This window comes from Paenibacillus sp. BIHB 4019 (assembly GCF_002741035.1).
Lineage (GTDB): Bacteria > Bacillota > Bacilli > Paenibacillales > Paenibacillaceae > Pristimantibacillus.
In genome coordinates this window covers 3370226-3389491 of sequence record NZ_CP016808.1, presented here as the reverse complement: position 1 = coordinate 3389491, position 19266 = coordinate 3370226, and the positions used below count along the sequence as shown (strand labels likewise).

Sequence of the window (19266 nt, the reverse complement as noted above, 5' to 3'; positions counted from 1 at the left end):
GCTCATTCCTCACCAAAATTACAGTAGGAATAAGCTTTGCTCATATTGATTCAATATAGAAATCAAAAATATTATCTTAATTTCAAAAATTAATAAATATAAAATCGGGTTAACTATGACTTTATCTATGCATAGTTATGTTGTCTTCAAACGGATCTCCAAATAATTGAATGCTTTAAAGTATCTTTTTTTCTTTCCTAGCGAATTAAATTTCTCTTCTAAAACATTTAAAGCGGCATTTAAGTCACCTAAATAACAATAGGAAGCAGCAACGTAAATGTACCAACGTTCAGTATTCGCTGGTCGAGAGTCATTCTCCTTAAAACCTTTAACAATACCTTCTGCTGAAGAATATTGCTTCAAAAAAACAGTCACCCATTCTAAGACAAATGCTTTCATTTCCTTAAGTATTGATATTAACTGTTCTTCCCCACAGGCATACCATTGGTTTCTGTTTTCTTTTGGAGCAAGCGAGTCAATTGGTTGTCTTAAAATCACCTCAGGTGAGTTTGAGAGTAATTCAGCATTTTCCACCATATCCAATGCGATTGAACTAATATTTGAGTTTTTAATCTGAACCATTGGGTAAATATGAACATCGGAATCTTTCTTATAACTTGGATTGTAGTACCTTATAATTTCAATAAACTGTACTGTTCCGTCTAGGTTTCTTTCATATTTTAAACTTGTTTTCCTGCGTTTGTAACCAATATTTAACATTTCTTCATCCATATTTTTTTCGAGATACTCTTTGATTAAAACATCCCATTTCTTTGAATCTACCATGCTATCACTACTTTCTAATTGTGATACTTCTATCAACAGTAATACCTGTATTATTACCCACACCAAATGCTGTATTATTTGGACTACTATTAAGCCTAGTGTCAAACGCCCGTTGTTGAGGTGTTTTAGTAGCAGAACCTGATTTTACTTCTAGACCTATAGTTCTGCCACTAGGTGATTTAGCAACACCATCATACACCCTTAATTGACCAGAACTATCGCGTACATGCACCCTGCCTCGTGTTACTTGCCACCCATCCTTGCTCTCAATAGCCTTCCATACATCCTCTTCAGCATCTGCTCCACTTCTTCCCGAACCAGTAGGCTTAGCAAATTTCCCATCAGGTGTTCGATACCCGTTATTCCACTTAACTTCACTCGTTCCATTAGAAAGTCCACTGCTTTTAAAATTTGAAGCTTCCCTTGCTGCCTTACTCTGAGCAATATTAGCTTCTACACGCTTTCTAATTTCACATTGCGATAATGCCTCTAATCCAAACGGATCAATAAAACTCACCGGATCGCCATTCACATACCCGAACCGGTTAAAGGTCTGCCCTTCTACTATGCTTCCGCGCAGCACATCCCGGTTCAAAAACCGCTTGATGCCGGTATGGTAATACCGCGCCCGCATGTAGTAAAGACCGTTCGGATCGGTCATGACGCCGTCTCGTCCATTATAGCAAAACGGCTGCCGCGTTGTCCCTTCGTGATGCTCCCGCTCTCCGTAAAATCCGTACGTATAACGGTCTGTCACGCATCCGTTCTCATCGGTCAGAAGCGTCGTGCTTCCACGCAGATCATAATGATAGCTCTGGTAGCGGCCCATGCTGTCTTCCCGCCCGATTAGCCCTCCGCTCCATACACAAAATAAGCCTTCGTCTCGCCCCGTCCATCCTGTTCTAACAGCACTCGGCTTAACTCTTCCACCTGATCCGTCACATAATGTGTCGTCTGTCCGCGCCATGTCAACGACATGCGTACTTGCTCGGCATCATTGTAGAAGTTTCTAAAAAGAAACCTTGATAAGCATAAGCCTATCAAGGTTTCCAATTATTAAAATTCAATTTTTTTTATTATCCTTAAACTTTTATAATCTGAAGGGTTATTCAACTTTGAAGCATAAAAGAATGGAGATTCTAGCACAGACATTTCAAATATTTCCCCGCTAATACAATTCATGTAATTCATCATATCTTGAATATATTGATCCACCTTAACTCTTTCATAACTTTCACTAGGCACAGTGAATATAATAATATGGTTATCTGAACCCAACCCTTTGTCCATACACATAAAAGTATTAAAATCAAAAATGGCTTGTGAAAATTCCTGAGGTAAAGAATACAATGTAATCCCTTCTATTTCCTCACTGTTTTGCAAAGATTGCTTTAATTTCTTTTCAGTGCGACTAATAGTGGTCACTTTACCAGATTTAAAAGAATCTCCGATAATACCTATATGATTAAAAGGGTACCCCATCATCTCACTAAGTCTTAAAGAGTATTGATACCATTCCCAGCATTTTTGTTCCTGGGCCTTAATTGTTCCATACAGAACTATGGAGGTTTTTAACTTTTTGTTCAATCGTATCACCGTTTCCTTATATTTAGAATTTCAGTTTTGCCTGCTCTGTCTCCTAAATATTTTTGATTTTCTATCATACGTTTTCTCAAAGAAAGCACATCGTCCGTTTTACTTGGTACTTCATACTGATCAATTTTTCCATTTGTCTTAACTACCATAACATCAGGTCTTCTTGGTTTAGCACCAGGAACTTCTCTCTGGAGGCCTTTATTTAAGTATACCTTAACAGTATCTTCCTTTTTAGCTTCCTCAACTGCTTTCCTCTTACTTGCAAACCAGTGCCCTTCCGTTTTATTGCTATGGGGCTTGCTAGGAAGTACAATTTTATCTTTCCATGCTTTACATCCACTCAACGCTTCCAACCCAAACGGATCAATAAAGCTCACCGGATCGCCATTCACATACCCAAACCGGTTAAAGGTCTGCCCTTCTACTATGCTTCCGCGCAGCACATCCCGGTTCAAAAACCGCTTGATGCCGGTATGGTAATACCGCGCCCGCATGTAGTAAAGACCGTTCGGATCGGTCATGACGCCGTCTCGTCCATTATAGCAAAACGGCTGCCGCGTTGTCCCTTCGTGACTCTCCCGCTCTCCATACAATCCGTAGGTGTATCGGTCCGTCACTCGCCCTTTCTCATCCGTCAGCAACGTCGTACTGCCGCGCAAATCATAATGATAGCTCTGGTAGCGGCCCATGCTGTCTTCTCGACCGATTAGCCCTTCCGCTCCATACACAAAATAAGCCTTCGTCTCGCCCCGTCCATCCTGTTCTAACAGCACTCGGCTTAACTCTTCCACCTGATCCGTCACATAATGTGTCGTCTGTCCGCGCCATGTCAACGACATGCGCACTTGCTCGGCATCGTACGTATAACTGGTTCGTCCAGCCTGCGTCAGACGATTCCGCACATCGTACCGATATGTCGCTGTCTCTGCCTGAACATCCTTCTCCAGCACCATGGGCAATACGAGTAAATTCCCGTCCGCATCATATACGACTTCCTTGCCGTTCACTGTGGCAAGACGATTGTCTTGCGCATAGCTCATCGCCGTTAAAGCCAGCGGCGCTTCGCCCGCTTCTGTCAGGTTGCCTCCGAGGTCGTAGCTATACCACAGCTTGCGTCCCGGCATCGCTCCGCTCACAAGACGGCGCAAATTATCATAGGTATACTGCTTTTCTTCCTCTTCCACCAGTTGGCCCAGCTCATTGTAGGTCATGCGATACTGCTGCAACATGACGCCTTGACGGTTAATATCCCACAGCCGCACCAACTGGCCCTGCACATCATAGCCTCGCTGCTCTATACTTCCATTCGGACGTTCGGTGCGAACCAGCCTGCCGTTCACATCATAGCTGTAACGGGTCACACGTCCACGCCAGTCCTTCACCTGCGTCATCTGGCCCGCAAGGTCATACGAATACGTTACTTGCTTGCCTTCTGGATAAGTCATGACGCGCAAATTTCCGGCTTCATCATAGGCGTAGCGAATCGTCTGGCCATTGCTGTCCTGGCAGGAGGTAAGGCGCCCCAAAATGTCGAATGTGCGCCGCTTCACGCGCCCTTCTTCTTCTACCCGAATAACATTCCCGTCGATATTATAGCTGAGGTCAATCTGCCCCGCTTCATCCTTTATGGATTTCAATTGGCCTGCGGCATCATAGCCATACGCCGCCTGTTGGCCTCGGGCATTCTCCCTTCTCTTCAGCCAGCCGTGATTGTCATACGAGAAGCGCAGCACCTCGCCTGTTCCATTCTCTTCCTGCTCCAGCAGACCGCTGCGGTCATACGTCAGCTTCGTTTCATTGCCATTCGCATCCGTATAGCTCGTAATTTGCCCTTCGCCGTCATAGCTCTGGCGATACGTCGCTTCGTCATGCTCCATGACCTCCGTAATTCGGGCCACGGCATCATACGCGAATGTCGTCTGCTGCCCTTTTGCGTTTTCCTTCGCGGCAATCTGTCCCGCTTTGTTAAAACGGTAACGCGTCGCTTGGCCAAGCGCATTGATTTCTGCCACCCGATTGCCTGCCGCGTCATAATCGAGCTGCGCGATTTGCACTCCACTGGCATCCCACATGGCGTTGACCCGGCCCAGCCCATCATAGCCAAAACGCTCCGTCCTTCCGAGCGCATCCGTAACGGCGACCAAATTGTCCGCTTCATCCCACTCATACTGCGTCTGCCCGCCGCGCGCATCCGTTCGCGCCACCAGCCGTTCCTCGGCATCATAACGATAGGCGGTTACTTGTCCGAGCGCATCCTTTTCACGCTCCAGCAAGCCATTCGCATTGTATACATACGCGGTTGCCGCACCCGAAGGCAGCGTTACCAGCGTCTTTCGATCGAACGCATCATAGCCAAAAGCATATACCCGTTTCAACGGATCGATAACTTTCACCAAATTATCATTCGCATCATACTCGCGTAAAATGGTTCCGCCTGTTGGGTAGCCCAGGCTCGCAACTCTCCCCGACAGGTCATATTCCACGACCATCATACGCTCTTCGCCGTCTTTTATTTGCAGGACGCGTCCATCCGGGCCGTAAGCATACGAGGTCGTTACACCGTTAAAATCGACGTAGCTTTCCCGCTGCCCGTTCGCATTGTACGTCATTTTGGCTACTGCGCCATCCGCGCGGAGGATTTCAGCTAGTCTTCCTCCGCCATCATAGGCATAAGCGGTCGTCCGCCCTTCCTCATCCGTTTCACTCACGAGCAGCCCCTGCTCGTCGTAAACGTAGCTCGTCTCATGGCCTAGCGCATCCGTCATGCTGACCAGCTGCCCATAGTCGTCATAGGCCATCGCAACTGCGCTGCCATCCGCCTGCGTTTCCGATATTAGCTTGCCCTGTTCGTTGTACGCCAGCTGCACGAGACTGCTGTCCTTCTGGACGATTTCTACCAATTGAAGCAAATCATCATGCACCAGCACTTCAACCGCGCCCAGCCGATCCGTTGCAGTCGTAATTGTGTAGCCAAAGCGGCTTTCCACATCGTAGTCCAAATACGCGATAGCGCCGGATGCATCCGACTGGCTCGTAATTCGGCCAAACTCGTCAAACGTATTTTCGTATTGAACCGCTCCGCCTACACTCATCCGCGCAAGCTTGCCATTCCAGTGGTAGCCGATGTCCGTCTCATTGCCATTCGCATCGATATACCGCGTCATTTGATGGGAAGCATTATATTGCATCCGAATGGTTCGCTTGCCCTCGCTCACGCGGCTGAGCAGCCCCTGCGTATCGTAAGCCAGCTTCAGCGCTTGCCGCGTAATCGCATCCGTTAAGCTGGCGAGCCGTCCCTGCGCATCATAACGCATTTCCAGTGCCTGTCCATGAGCATTCACCCATTTCAATGCCTGGCCTGCCGGGTTAAAATAAATCTGCTCCTGCGTTTCACGCAGCCACAGCACATAGCCTTCCGGCTCCTGCCGCAGCTCCTCGCCAAGCACATCGCTATCCGCACTGCGATAAACCCCGTCTGCCTGTCTTACAAAACGATTGCGGCGGCTTTTCGTCCGCCAGACCGTAACACCTGGCGGATTAGCTTCGGCAATCGGCTGCTTCGCAAGCAGCACCTTACCAAACGGCGCTTCCGCCTCAGTAATTGCCGCATGATCGGCTTCCACACGATTAACTGCCGTATGATCGGCTGCCATTGCCGCAGAGTCCGCTTCATCTTCCTCAAACGTAAGAGCCAGCTCAAAGTTATGCGTCCATACCGCGCCCATCGCTCCGCCCGTTTCCAGCAACGAATGGTAATGCATCTCGAACATCCAAGTGTCCGCGCCATAGAGCTTGAGAGCGGGATGGATAATAAATTGCCCGCCTGAGCCCGCATGGATCGGGTCATTTTTACAGCTGCGCTTATCCGCCTTGCTCGGATCTTTCTTGGCAGATTCCTTTTTCGCCTTCTTCTGCTTCTCCTGATTGAGCTTCTTCGATGGCTTGCCCGGGCTGCTATTGCTGCCTTTCCCTTTGCCCTTGCTATGGCTCTTCGCCTTCCCTGAGCTTTTCCCTTTGCCTTTCCCGCGTTTTCCTTTCCTTTTCTTGCCTCCGCCGAGATAGGACAAATACGCCAGATTTTCAAGGCCCGTCTTCTCCAAAACATAATCCATCGCCATATCTCCGGCAAAATCCAGCGCTTGCTCGACACCCGGCAGCTTCATTACCTTTTTGAGCTTCTGCACCTGCTCCAGCTTGTCCAAATTGCTGCCTACCTTGCGCGCTGCCGTCAGCACCTTGCCGTCTACCGCCTTAATGCCGCTCACCATCTGCTTCGTGAAAGCCGAGGTTGACTTAAACGCCTTTTGCGCCGCACTCAGCGTCTTGCCGGTAGCTTTGGCCGCATTAGCGGCTTTCATCATCGCTTTGCCGGCTTTGGCGGCATTTTTCGCCATTCTCGCTCCCTTGAGAGCTGGCCCTGCTCCCGGCACAATACAAGACGCCATCGACATCGCCGCGCCTAGATAGTCGCCGCGTCCAACTGAAATCGCCGCATTCGCCACGTTCGCGACTACGCCAAGCCCTGGCACACAGCCGGCAATATCCAGCCCGACCTGCACGACATCGAGCAGCGTGCCGAGCCAGCCGCCTTTTTTCTTCGGCTCCTCCGGCTCTGGAGGCGGCGGCTCGGGCAGCGGCACCGGCAGCACTTCCTCCTCATCGAGATCCTCTACGACAACGGGAGCAAAATACGTGCCGACCAGCAGCAGCTCATCGGCAAGCACATCCGTATCGCCATCCATCACAATGCTGCTATTGCCACAGACGAGATACAGCCCTTCCTGCGCTGTAATCGCCAGCTTCGTCTCCGAGGAAAGCTCAATCGGCTGCTCCGATTTAATCGCAATTGCCGTATCGCTGCGAATTTCAATGCCGTTCTCCTCATGCAGCTGAATGAACAGCACGCCTTCCTGCGCAATAAGCGACAGCTCCTGCCCGGCGAGCTTCATTTCCTTGCCATACGGGGTCGTCCATGACTTGACGCTGGAATCCGCCATTTTCGGGGAATCCTGCCCGCTCTTGCGCACCGAGCTGAGCGCCATCGCCTCCCCTTCCTGGCGGCTTGGAAAATACACCTGCACCGCATCGCCCTGCTCCGGCATGCAGTGCATGCCGGTCCCATCCTCCGATGCGTATACCGATGCGTACGGAAGCCAGCTGGCTTCCTCCTGCTTTTGCTCCGTATCCACATCGAGCTGAACGCGCACGGCCGCGTTTTTCACCTCAAGAATTCGTCCTTCGAGCGCTGCTCCTACGACCTGCTCATTAAACAGCTCGCTCTGGCGAATGCCGGATGGGGGCAGCAGCTTATAGGTAAAGACGAGCAGCGCCTGCCGCAGCTCCGCCCCCACCTCAGCAACCGCCAGCTCGCGCCCTTTTACCTCTACGCGATCACCGATTTGCAGCACCTGCTCGCTGACGACTTCATAGCCGAGAAAGTCCTGCTCCCTTAACGACTCTCCCTCCCCTAGAGCAGCCGCCTCCCGATAGGGCGACAATGTCTTGGCAATCGTATAGCTATGCAGCGGAAGCTCCACGAGCCGCCCTTCGCCTAAACCGAACCAGAATTTAGGCGATGCCGCGGCAGCCTCCGGCACGAGAACGGCGCCAAAGCGCGAGGCCATGCGCTTGAGGAAAGTCCAGTCCGTCTCCTCATACTGCAGCGTCAGCTCGCCCAGCTTTTCCTTATGCGCCGCTTCATTTATCGTATCGGCCCTCGGATATGCCGCCAGCACCGTCTTCAGCAGCTCGTCATACAACATTTCCCCATGCTGGAAGGACCGCGTATTGCGCTCCAAATCCATGCTGCTCGTATGCGACAGCACCGTGAGCTCAAACGTATATACGCTGCGGATCGCCCGCACCATAAAGCTTGCGACGGTCCCGCTGAACAATATCCGCACCATGCCGCCCTGCTCATCCACCTGATGCAGCTCGACCTGGTCCTGCTCGCTGACGAGCTGTAAATCCTGATCCTCCCGCTCCTCCGGCAGGATGCCGCTTACCCATAAAAGGGCATGCTCATTGACGCGTTTCTCGATGCGCAGCCCTTGAATTTGCTGCACGGCATACGGCCATTGCAGGCGCAGCTGCTCGTAGCCGATGGCCTTTTTTTCCGTGGACATTCCATAGCCCCCCTTCCTCTGACAACCGCATGCCTATACGCCCTGCCCGTCATCTTCTATTGAGATCGTGCCGCAGTACAAGCATGAATTTTTGGAGCAGCTGAGCAGCGCCGGGAGCCCGCCAACCTTTGTTTCTGTTTTGCCATTCGTCCATGGCAGCGCGATGATCGGCGTGCACGGCGCAATGCCGCCAGCCGCGACGACAGCCGGATTCGACTGGCTCATGCACCGTTCAAAAGGCATAATGTTCGTCCCCAGCATATAATCGCCAATATTGAGCTGCGCTTGCTTTTGGATATATACGCCATGGCTGAGAGGCGTTTTAAGACGCATCCGCTTCGTCCCCCAATTGCAGGAGATGATTGCGCCCGCTACGACGTAGCTTTCTGACGCCCCTTGGCCCGCTATAATCGTTGCCGACTCGTTTCCACCATCGCTCATCCCCATCGCTCCTCTTCGGATATTTGAAGCTGCACCTTCGTAAATCGAATGCCCGCCACTTCCCTGCGCAGCAGACTTTCTGCCACACCAAGCTGGACGATCGTCACATCCTCACGCAAGCCGCCAATTTTCAGAAACGGATGCTTGCCTGCTTTGGCGGGATCAACTACCAGACTTTTGCAGGTCCCATCGGGAAAAAATTCGGTTTGCCCGGCTAGGCAATGGACGAGCGGACGCTCCAGCAGCCAATACGAGGCTTGTATGCCGCTCCCCGGATCGACAAGCACGACCGAACGAAACAACGCGCGCGGCGCATACTTTGCCAGCACCTCCTTCACGAGGTCCGAGACGAGCGGAGCAGGCTTTTGGATAAAATCGACCGCAACAACCCGCTTCTGCTGCATCAGCCGCAACGGGGCTATACTTTGCGAGCCATCCGGTTTGAAAAACAACGCTCCTCCCTTAGGGCCAGCCAGCACCTCCGCCAGCACCCCTTCGCTGTCCATCGGACGAATGGCATCAACCACTCGTTGATCCTGCGCCATAATGAATAAGCCCTTCCTCATGCTCCGCCGTCCTCCTCTATCCATATGGCCTGTGCCAGCTGCTCCTCGCTGAATGCAGCCTGGCTGCGGGCACTGGCACTAAACAGTGCCTGCTCTATATTCGCTTGCTCGAATATGGCGCCATCCAAATTAGCCCCGATGAAGCTTGCTCCCTTCACATTAGCGAGCGTAAAATCAGCCCCGCTCAAATCCGCGCCATTAAATCGCAGCGGCACAAAACCCGGATGCTCCCATTCGAAAGGATCCCGCATTCCGCTAGGCCCGCTGCAATAGCTGAAATCCGCTCCCTGCAGCTCGCTGCCGCGAAAATCCGCTTCGCACAGCAGCGTGTAGCGAAAGCTGGCCTGCGTGAGCTTGCTTAAGCTAAGCTTAGCTCCGACCAGCGCTGCACCTTCAAACGAGCTGTGAGAAAGGTCGCTGCCGCGAAAATCGCTATACAGCGCTTGAATGCCCGCATAATTGCCCCGGGCCAAATCCAGCTCTGCAAACACCTCATAGGTGTAAGACAGCTCCTGCTTTTGCTCCAAGTAAGCACGAACCTCGGCAGCCTCTTTTTGGTGAAAATCCTCCTTGTACACCGTCTCGCTCTGATCCATGTACTCGCCCACGCGAACCTCGCATTCCACTTCCTTCTCCAGCTCCCTGTAGGCTTTCAGCTTCGCCGCCTCCGGCATCGCATAGCGGATTAAGCTAATGACGTAGCGATGCGCCTGCACCGCAGTCCTCAGCCGAACTGCCTCTGCCTGAAGCGCAGCCTCTGAATCGGAGAAATAGCCTCTGGCCTCGGCCAGAAGCTGCTTCTCCAGCCCGGCCAGATCACGAAAAGCCCAGCTTGCATCATAGCTGCCATAGCAGCTGTTTTCATCCATATACCATGTTCGATCCGTTGCCTCTGCCATATAAAGCGGGCTGCCCGCAAGCAGCTCCGTCCGCAGCAGCGAATAGGTGATATGCCCCAGCTTTCCCTGCAGCCCCTCCTGCTGCCTTTCTCCGAAATAAAGGCATAGCTGCTCAAACGATTGCACGAACAGCTCCGCAAGCTGTTCCTTGTGTGCTGCAAAATACCGCTCCAACGCGAGCAGCGCCCGCTGGCTTAGCTCATCAGCCACCTGCTCCTCAAATAGCTCGAGCCGATTTTCCTGCATGAACCGCTCCCCTTTCATCTATTAAATGCCCTGTAAATGCTCTGTCCCTTATGACTTTTCTCGATAGCTCTCCCCTTGCTTGTGTAGGTTGGTTTTCTGCCAGGTTTGCATTCGCCGCTCTCATTCGCCTTTAATTCGTCTTAAGCTCCTTGCCCTTAATCGTCGTATTGCCGTCCATCTTGATCAGGCTTTCCTTGCAGGTCAGACTGATTTCATCCTTGGCGGAAATAAGCACCTTCTGCTGCGAATCAATAGCGATATCTTCCTCGGCTTTGATTGTAATTTTCTTTTTGCTTATAATTTCAATGCCGCCCTCATCGCTGAGCCGGATGAACACCTCGCCGTCCTTGCCGGTAATTATGATTTCCTCAGGTGTCATTTTCAGCTCTTTGCCTGCTGGCGTGCGAAAAAACTTATGATCGGGATTGCCCAGCTTGTTATGCTCGCCCTCCTCGACATTTTGCCGGACGGAGCTTGATGCAATGCCGTTCTCCTCCTTGCCGCTCGGAAAATACACCCTGACCTGATCGCCCTTCTCCGGCATGCAGTACCAGCCCGTCCCTCCTTCCGCCGTATACACGGAGGAATAAGGGAACCAATAAGCTTTTCCCGCGTCCTGCTTCTCGTCAATGTCGAGATGAATTTGCACCGTGTCCTTCGCTATAGCCAGCACCTTGCCTTGCAGCGACGCTCCGGTGAGGGCCGCAGCATAGAGCGGAGGCTGGCTTAGCCCCTTGCCCGAACAGAGCAAATAACGATGCGACAGCATGCCTTCCTTCCACTGGCTGTGCATTTCGCATACATAAAGCTGCTGCTTTTTGAAGGTGATGCATTGCCCTAAGTCCAGCAGCCACTGCGTCGTTTCAATTTCATAAAAAATAAAGTCCTGCTCCGTCACGCCCTGCATGCCGATTTTGCACATCCGCCGGTAATGCAGCACATCCTTGCGCACGCTGTAGGGCATATCTGCAAGCTTTCCGGCAGCATCGCCATCCGGCGTTCCAAGAAATACTTTAGGGGAATTAAACATCGCCGACGGCATTAAGCCCGCCTGAAACCGGGAGGCCATTCGTTTGAGAAATGCCCAATCCGTCTCCTGATATTGCAAGGTGAACTTTCCAAGACTCGCCCCTTGTGTTGCCGTATCCAGCACATCCATGCCGGGATAGCTCGCAGCCATTTGATCAATGAGAGCCTTGTACGTCATGCCCGTATCCTGATAGGAACGGGTATGCTTCTCCAGATCAAGCTGGCAAGTATGGGACAGCGCCTCCACCTTCAGCACATAAACGTCGCGTACCGCCTTAACCTCAATGCGCTGCACCAAGCCATAAAATAACGGGGACAAACCGCCCTCTTCATCCTTCTGGCTCACCTCAACCTGCGTCTCGGAGTCGGTCATTTCCACGTAGCTGTCCTTCAGATCCTCCGACACAATGCCGGTAAACACCAGCTTCGCATGCTCATTGATTTTTTTCTCGACGGATAAAGACAGCATGTGGACAAGCTCAAATGGGGCAATCTGCACATTATGCGGGGCAATGATATTCGTGCTCATTATCGGTCACCTTCCTTCTCGGGCAGATGCCATTTTATCGAGGCCAGCATCGCTTCCCCAAGCTTTTTCCAATCATCCATTTCCTCTTCCATGCAGTTGAAGGTGCAGGCGATGGCTCGTCCGTTCAGCTCGGCAATCAGCATCAAATTGTATAGATTGCAATCCAGCGCAGGCGTCAAATAAGCGAAAAAAGCAACCTGCTTTCCGCCAACCTCCCGCATGCCTTCTTGGAACCAGCGCGCTGCAGGCTGCGACCGCTTGAGTACGGCCAGCATCGTTCCGCTGAATTCCTCCACATCATCTGCTTCAATCTCAAAGCCCGTCTGCTGAAAAGCGACGTTAATCGAAGTTTGCTCATTTGTGAAAATCAGCTTAGGCCGCCGCTCCGCCGGATATTTCAGCCTTGCCGTCCCCTCATCCATCACTGTAAACGCCTGCGACAGCACAATCGATGCTTCCCCTCCGGGGATGAAGCGGCGTGCAAACTGGTGACGCTCTCCCTGAACGTGCAGCGTCATCCCTTCAAGCGGCGGCGATGGCGAGTCCTCCTCCTTGCGGTCCTTCTCTTGCTCCTCCTTGACTCCTCCGAAAATCATCGCAATGATCTTCTCATCCGCGTACTTCATCACATGTCACACTCCCGTTCATTTTCTGAGCTCCCGTACACAGAAATTGCGACCGTGCGCGCCCTTGTATGGATAAAAATCCAACCATTTCTTATCCTATTTTTCTAATATCGGATGGAAAACTGCATAAATTTAGGTTATTAAGCAAATTAAAAGGAAACCTATAGGAAATTTTCATTTTTTACATCGAAAATGGTTATCCACAAAGTTGTCCACAATCCGACGCAAATTGTTAGTAAATTCTGTCGACATTTTCCGACGGAAATAAAGGATTTGTAAACGTTAACGTAATAAATTTTTAATGCCATCGATTTTCTCAAAAAATTATTCACATTATCCACAATTCCAGTGTCGATAAAGTGAAAAAACTATCCACTTTCCACGAACAGCCCATCCCCAGTCAAACCCTTGATTTTACGCATAAAAAAAGACTTATCCACAAAGCTTAATGCCCTGTGAATAAGTCCCTTTCTTGAGCTTGCTATTAAATTACATTTTGTTCATTCGCCCGTTTATTAATGGTCAGCATCGCTTGATTGCAGGCTCCCACGTACGCCTGCGCGGCTGCATATACAATGTCGCTATGAATCGAAGTTCCACGATAGCGCTCGCCAGCGTGGACAATCGTCACGACTGCCTCGCCATGTGCATCCTCGCCTGTGGACAACGAATGGATTTCCAGATCCTCAAACTCTGCTGCAACAGGGATAGCTTGCTGAATACAGTGAATCACCGCTTCTAGAGGCCCTTCGCCAGATCCTGTATAGGAACGCTCGATGCCCGCATCATTTTCACGAATCGTCACGGTCGCAATACGGGATTTATGACTTCCCGACAGCACCTGCAGATCGGTCAGCATGTAAGGGTCAGGCTGCGTAGCCGTCATTTCGCCAGCGATGCGAATCAGTTCATTATCCGTCACCAGCTTTTTCTCATCGGCTACTTGCTTGAAGCGGTTGTATACATTAACCAGCTCCTCGCCTTCTACGGCAATTCCGTATTCGGACAGGCGATGCTTGATCGCGTGGCGGCCGGAGTGCCTGCCCAGCACGATCATGCTGCGTGGAATGCCCATCGCTTCCGGGTCCATGATTTCATACGTATTGCGGTTTTTCAGCAGGCCGTCCTGATGAATGCCAGACTCATGCTGGAACGCATTGCGGCCCACAATCGGCTTATTATACGCAATTGGATAATGCATCGCCCGGCTGACCATCCGCGACGTTTCATAAATTTCGCTTTGATCAATCCGCGTCTCCATTTGCAGAACCGACTTGCGAGTTTCAATAATCATCGCGATTTCCTCAAGCGAACAGTTGCCTGCGCGCTCTCCAACGCCATTGACGGTAACCTCTACCTGCGTCGCACCTGCACGAATGGCCGCCAGACTGTTCGCAGCTGCCATCCCCAGATCATTATGGCAATGAGTGCTGTAGCGAACCGTTTCTCCGCCTCTAGCCAGACGACGGACAGAGCGGAACATATCATCGATTTCGTCCGGCATCGCATAGCCCAGCGTATCTGGCAGATTGATGATTGTCGCCCCTTCAGCTATGGCCGCTTCGACCAGCTCTATAACAAAATTGCGATTCGAGCGCGTTGCATCCATCGCTGAAAATTCAATTTCATCTACGAACTGCTTGCCGTAAGCTATCATCTCACGGGCGATTTGCACCACTTCCTGGCGCGTTTTGTTCAGTTGGTGCTGCAGATGAATGTCGGACGAAGAAATAAACAGATGCAGCCTTCTTCTTGCCGCATCCTGCGTCGCCTTGACCGCCGCATCAATATCAACCTTCATCATGCGGGCAAAGCCGGCAATTTCAACATGCTGCAGCTCGCGGGAAATTTGCTGGATCGCTGCAAATTCGCCGGGACTGGAAATCGCAAAGCCCGGCTCGATGACGTCAATGCCCAGCTTGCCCAGTTGGCGGGCGATAATAATTTTACGCTCAGGATCGATGGAAGCGCCCGGAGACTGCTCGCCATCACGCAGCGTCGTATCAAAAATTTGAATTTTTCTCATTCCGTTATTCATCTCATTTGTCGTTGTCATCGTTATGACCTCCTGAAATTTTAGTTAAATATAGCTGTTGCTACGACCAAGGTGAAACGGCTGTCGCCATCCTTTGGCGGCGCGGCGCGTTTCATTCCGAGAAATATAGAGAAAGGATTGCGTTAGAACATCCTTTCCTATATTTCAAGGTGAAACGGCTGCCGCCATCCTTTGGCGGCGCGGCGCGTTTCATTCCGAGAAATATAGAGAAAGGATTGCGTTAGAACATCCTTTCCTATATTTCAAGGTGAAACGGCTGTCGCCGTCCTTTGGCAGCGCGGCGCGTTTTATTCCGAGAAATATAAGCTGTTTATAAAGGTAAAATTTATAAATGCTTATATTAAAAAAAGCCTGCCGTCTCTAATTGAAAGAGACGACAGGCTTTTCACCCACCGTGGTACCACTCTAATTGGCCGGACCCTGTATGCGCTGGAGCAGAAAAACCGGATTGGCTTCTCTTTTCACGCTGCTGCTGGATGGATAATCCCATGCCTGCAACATTCGCGCGGGTCCACACCCGCTTGATGCCCGATGACGGGGGCTGATTCCGTAACGATGTACGCATTAGGCTTGCAGCTAACCGCAGCTGCCTGCACCTATGGTTCCATCATTCCGCTCCCAGGCGAGTTCGAACGTAAGCTTCGACTGCGTCGCACCATCCCGCAGCTCTCTGCAGCGCTCCTTGTCGACCATGCAGCAGCTTTGTTATCCGCCTGCCGCGCCTCGCTCAAGGTTCCCGCTGTTGTCCCGCTTTACCGCTCTACTACTCCTGTTCAATGCGTTTTCTGTATGTGATTTCAGCTTATTGTGCTGGTTCATGTATAACTTGCCTGCTTGCTCATTTCATAGCTCGCTTCCAACTTTGAACTTCCAAACAACAAGAAAAGCCTGTCGTCTCTTGAATAAATCAAGAGACGACAGGCTTATTATAATCCTGCGCGGTACCACCCTTGTTGACCTTCCGCTTTGCTATTGCAGCAAATTAGAATGCCCACCTTAGGCACATCATCAACTCCGGATGTTGATTGATGCGCACCCGATTACGGGGGTTAGCCGTGACAGTGTAGTAATTCTGGCTATCCATGGTTAGCCAGCTGTTCCACTGTTCCGCTCCCAGGCGAGCTTCAGGCTTCCGTCGACTGCGTTGCACTAGCCCGCAGCTCTCTGTTCATTCCGGGAATGGCCCTACTATTCCTGTTCCTTGCGTTTGCAGAATATGAAGTTCAAAGTATTGTTGCCTATTATATGCCTACAAAAATTAGATGTCAATCACAGCACTCAAAAAAATTTCGAGCAGCCGTTAGTCTAGCTCTGCACCTGCGGTGCCATCCAGCCTTCCAGACTGAAGCTTGGCTCGGCTTTAAGATCGAGCGATGAATATTCGCCGCGCTGCCATTTCAGGAATGCGGCAGCTCCGATCATCGCCGCGTTATCCGTGCATAGCGTCAGCGGCGGAATGAGCAGCGGCACGGCTTCCGCTTCGCAGCGGGAAGCCAGAGCTGCCCGCAGGCCGCGATTTGCCGCGACGCCTCCGCACAGCAGCAGTTGCTTGGCGCCATAGGCGCGAACGGCGCGAAGCGCTTTTTCAACAAGCACCTCAATGACCGACTCTTGAAAGCCCCGTGCCAGCGCCGCTTCATTAAGCGTGTCCCCGCGCATCTGCGTCTGGTTAATAACCGCCAGCACCGCCGACTTCAAGCCGCTGAAGCTGAAATCATAGGAGTCCGCCTCCAGCCAGGCCCTTGGCAGCGCCAGCGCTTCCGTTGCTTCTGAAGCCAGCCGGTCGATATGCGGCCCGCCCGGATAAGGCAGCTTGAGCGAACGAGCTACTTTGTCGTATGCTTCCCCAACCGCATCGTCGCGCGTACGCCCGATCATGCGGAAGGAGCCTTCATTTTCGAGCAGCACGAGCTCCGTGTGCCCGCCAGAAACGACGAGCGCCATGCACGGATATTCCAGCTCATGCACGAGCTGGTTGGCATAAATATGTCCCGCAATATGATGGGTGCCGATCAAGGGCAAATCTAGCGCCATTGCCAGTGTTTTGGCCGCTACGATTCCGACAAGCAGTGCGCCTACCAGTCCCGGCCCCTGCGTCACCGCAATCGCGGACAAATCCTTCAGCTCCATGCCCGCTTCAGCAATAGCCTGTTCAATCATCAGCGTAATGACCTCAACATGCTTGCGCGAGGCAATTTCCGGCACAACGCCGCCAAAGCGCTGATGCACCTCGATTTGGCTCGAAATGACATTCGATAATATATGTTTACCGTCCTGAATGACGGCAACGGATGTTTCATCACAGCTCGTCTCAATGGCAAGAATAAGGCCTGACTTGCCTTCATTTTCCGCTGCCGCTTTCACCGTTTCCTGTTGTTGCATGCTCAATACTCCTGCCCCTCTTCCCGGACGCCTAAGCTGCTCGTATCAAGCTCCGCCCACATAATGAGCGCATCCTCCTGATTATCCGAATAATAACCGGGACGAATGCCCGACGATTCAAAACCAAGGCTGCGGTAAAGCCGCTGCGCCACCTCGTTGGATACCCGGACCTCCAGCGTCATTTTGTTCGCGCCGAAAAATACTGCCGTCCGCTGAAGCTCGCCCAGCAGCAGCTTGCCAAGCCCTTGTCCGCGATGATCGGAACGTACTGCTACATTCGTCACATGCGCCTCGTCCACGATAACCCACATGCCCGCGTAGCCGATAACTTCCTTCTCGTATTCCATCACCATATATTTGGCAAACATATTATTCGTCAATTCATTGGTAAAAGCCTCTGCTGTCCACGGACCTGTGAAGGCCTCCTGCTCGATCGCCACAATAAACGGTATATCCTGCAACGTCATGGACCGATAAATCATTTCATCCCGATTGATTTCTCTCATCATGGCTCCGCATCCTTTACTCGAGCCGCATCCACATCGGCATTAATTGCAGCCTTTAGAGAAGCCGTTTGGGCGGCTGCCCTTTCAGCTTCCTGTTCAGCCTTTAGAGAAGCTTCCTTCTCCTGCAGCTTAACTTCCGCCTCATGCAGCTGTGTATAGTTTGGCGCAAGCGTATGGAGGTCATCTATATCCCCCGCAAGCAAGCGTTTCCGCCCCAGCTCAGCTATCGCTCTGCCTTCGAGCTCATGAGGAAACAGACTAACCTCTACACCCGCTTCTGCACAGCCTTCTACGAGCCGCTGCGCCTCCGCCTCATGGAGCTTAAGATCGCCAGTGATGTAAATTTTAGTAACATATCCAGCTGGATCCTGAGTTGGCTTAAGCTCAGCCCGCTCTTGCTTTTGTTCCTGCTCTTGTCCCCGCTCCTGAACTTGCTCCAATAACTGGTCGACCCAATCCCGCATCAGCCTGATTCCATCTGGCGCACGGCGTTTCCATTGATCACCATACGCATAAGAGAAGCTTGCCGTATATACCTGGCCCCGCCTTGCATCCATGATAGGAATGAACCATACAGCCATCTTGTTCATATTAGGGTGATCCGCCTGAATTGGTTGCTGCACGGTTGAAATCATCGCATCGGTTTGTTTTAATCGCTCACACGCCCCGTAAGCAATCGCTTCAAGGCTGGACAGCGCTACTAACGGCTTATCCCAAGTCCAAGCAAGCGTCTTAGCGGCCGTTACCGCAATTCGCATGCCCGTGTAAGAGCCTGGGCCGCCGCCTACAGCGATGCCGCCAAGCTCCTTCTTGCTTACACCGCAATCCTCAAGCAGCTGCTTTAAATGTGTAATAATATAAACGGAGTGATTGCGCTCCGCAAAAGATTGAATTTCACCTATAATCCGATCACCTTGAATAACAGCCGCCGCGAGGGCCGCCGTCGAGGTATCAAATGCTAATATGGGCTGCTCCGCCTGCTCAACCATGTTGCTTCCCTACTTCCCTGTCATTCAAAGACTGGCACCAGCCCGCGTAAGCTTCTCCGATGCCTTTCAGCCGAATTACCCGCTCTTCGCCGCCCGTATGCTCCAAATACAGCTCTAAGCGCTCCTCGGGCAAAAGCTCTTCGATCAAGCTTGCCCATTCCACAATCGTCACGCCGCTGCCGTAAAAATATTCGTCAAGTCCCAGCTCGTCCGCTTCCTCAAGGGATACGCGATAAACATCCATATGATAAAAGGGCATCTCAGCGCCTTCATATTCTTTGATAATCGTAAAGGTCGGACTGTTTACTATGCCCTGCACACCAATGGCTTTCGCAAAAAACTGCGAAAACGTCGTTTTCCCCGCACCAAGATCGCCGTCAAGCGCCAGCAGCATGCCCGGCTTTGCCCATGAAGCAATAAGCATCGCAAGTGTTTCCGTATCCTTCGTGCTGCCCGCCTTCCACTGTGCTTCTCCAATCGCTGTTTGCAT

16 protein-coding genes are annotated in these 19266 nt (G+C 51.5%); 1 reads left to right on the top strand and 15 read right to left on the bottom strand.

Going from position 1 to position 19266, the window contains the following annotated elements:
• Positions 1-135: 135 nt before the first annotated feature.
• From BBD42_RS14465 to BBD42_RS14420, 11 genes are all read right to left on the bottom strand, one after another.
• Complete coding sequence (locus BBD42_RS14465; RefSeq protein ID WP_099518712.1) at positions 136-786, bottom strand: hypothetical protein; 651 nt, start codon at positions 784-786, stop codon at positions 136-138.
• A 7-nt stretch (positions 787-793) separates the two neighbouring features.
• The gene (locus BBD42_RS14460; RefSeq protein WP_237163478.1) at positions 794-1615 is read right to left on the bottom strand and encodes an RHS repeat-associated core domain-containing protein; all 822 of its coding nucleotides are present in this window, start codon (positions 1613-1615) and stop codon (positions 794-796) included.
• A 17-nt stretch (positions 1616-1632) separates the two neighbouring features.
• Positions 1633-1764 carry a hypothetical protein gene (locus tag BBD42_RS32565; RefSeq protein WP_257790769.1) on the bottom strand — a complete coding sequence of 44 codons (132 nt, stop codon included), beginning with the start codon at positions 1762-1764 and terminating at the stop codon, positions 1633-1635.
• A 78-nt stretch (positions 1765-1842) separates the two neighbouring features.
• On the bottom strand, positions 1843-2373 hold the full coding sequence (locus tag BBD42_RS14455; RefSeq protein WP_099518711.1) for a hypothetical protein: 531 nt from the start codon (positions 2371-2373) through the stop codon (positions 1843-1845).
• A gap of 5 nt (positions 2374-2378) precedes the next feature.
• Positions 2379-8507, bottom strand: coding sequence for an RHS repeat-associated core domain-containing protein (locus BBD42_RS14450; protein ID WP_099518710.1), 6129 nt, complete (start codon positions 8505-8507; stop codon positions 2379-2381).
• Positions 8508-8540: 33 nt separating this feature from the next.
• Positions 8541-8948, bottom strand: a complete 408-nt coding sequence (locus tag BBD42_RS14445) for a DUF4280 domain-containing protein (RefSeq protein WP_099518709.1) — start codon at positions 8946-8948, stop codon at positions 8541-8543.
• Positions 8945-9514: a hypothetical protein gene (locus BBD42_RS14440; RefSeq protein ID WP_099518708.1), complete on the bottom strand. Its 570-nt coding sequence runs from the start codon at positions 9512-9514 to the stop codon at positions 8945-8947. Before BBD42_RS14440 ends, BBD42_RS14445 begins: the two co-directional genes overlap by 4 nt.
• Positions 9511-10659, bottom strand: a complete 1149-nt coding sequence (locus tag BBD42_RS14435) for a pentapeptide repeat-containing protein (protein ID WP_172455502.1) — start codon at positions 10657-10659, stop codon at positions 9511-9513. The genes BBD42_RS14440 and BBD42_RS14435 overlap by 4 nt, the downstream gene beginning before the upstream one ends.
• A 130-nt stretch (positions 10660-10789) precedes the next feature.
• Positions 10790-12217, bottom strand: coding sequence for a phage baseplate assembly protein V (locus BBD42_RS14430; RefSeq protein ID WP_099518706.1), 1428 nt, complete (start codon positions 12215-12217; stop codon positions 10790-10792).
• Positions 12217-12846 carry a hypothetical protein gene (locus tag BBD42_RS14425; RefSeq protein WP_150131552.1) on the bottom strand — a complete coding sequence of 210 codons (630 nt, stop codon included), beginning with the start codon at positions 12844-12846 and terminating at the stop codon, positions 12217-12219. The genes BBD42_RS14430 and BBD42_RS14425 overlap by 1 nt, the downstream gene beginning before the upstream one ends.
• Before the next feature lie 481 nt (positions 12847-13327).
• Entirely contained in the window at positions 13328-14899 is a 1572-nt protein-coding gene (locus tag BBD42_RS14420) for a 2-isopropylmalate synthase (protein ID WP_237163477.1), read from the bottom strand.
• 555 nt (positions 14900-15454) lie between these two features.
• Between BBD42_RS14420 and BBD42_RS31550 the strand changes: the two genes are divergently transcribed.
• The gene (locus BBD42_RS31550; RefSeq protein WP_150131551.1) at positions 15455-15694 is read left to right on the top strand and encodes a hypothetical protein; all 240 of its coding nucleotides are present in this window, start codon (positions 15455-15457) and stop codon (positions 15692-15694) included.
• Between the two features lie 510 nt (positions 15695-16204).
• Here BBD42_RS31550 and tsaD read toward each other — a convergent pair.
• Genes tsaD through tsaE form a run of 4 tightly spaced genes read right to left on the bottom strand, consistent with a single transcriptional unit; the run spans position 16205 to position 19266 of the window.
• Complete coding sequence (tsaD, locus tag BBD42_RS14415; protein WP_099518704.1) at positions 16205-17281, bottom strand: tRNA (adenosine(37)-N6)-threonylcarbamoyltransferase complex transferase subunit TsaD; 1077 nt, start codon at positions 17279-17281, stop codon at positions 16205-16207.
• Between the two features lie 2 nt (positions 17282-17283).
• A complete protein-coding gene (rimI, locus tag BBD42_RS14410) occupies positions 17284-17790 on the bottom strand; it encodes a ribosomal protein S18-alanine N-acetyltransferase (RefSeq protein WP_099518703.1) in 507 nt (168 codons plus the stop codon).
• A complete protein-coding gene (gene tsaB, locus BBD42_RS14405; RefSeq protein ID WP_099518702.1) occupies positions 17787-18776 on the bottom strand; it encodes a tRNA (adenosine(37)-N6)-threonylcarbamoyltransferase complex dimerization subunit type 1 TsaB in 990 nt (329 codons plus the stop codon). Before tsaB ends, rimI begins: the two co-directional genes overlap by 4 nt.
• Positions 18769-19266: a tRNA (adenosine(37)-N6)-threonylcarbamoyltransferase complex ATPase subunit type 1 TsaE gene (gene tsaE, locus BBD42_RS14400; RefSeq protein WP_099518701.1), complete on the bottom strand. Its 498-nt coding sequence runs from the start codon at positions 19264-19266 to the stop codon at positions 18769-18771. Before tsaE ends, tsaB begins: the two co-directional genes overlap by 8 nt.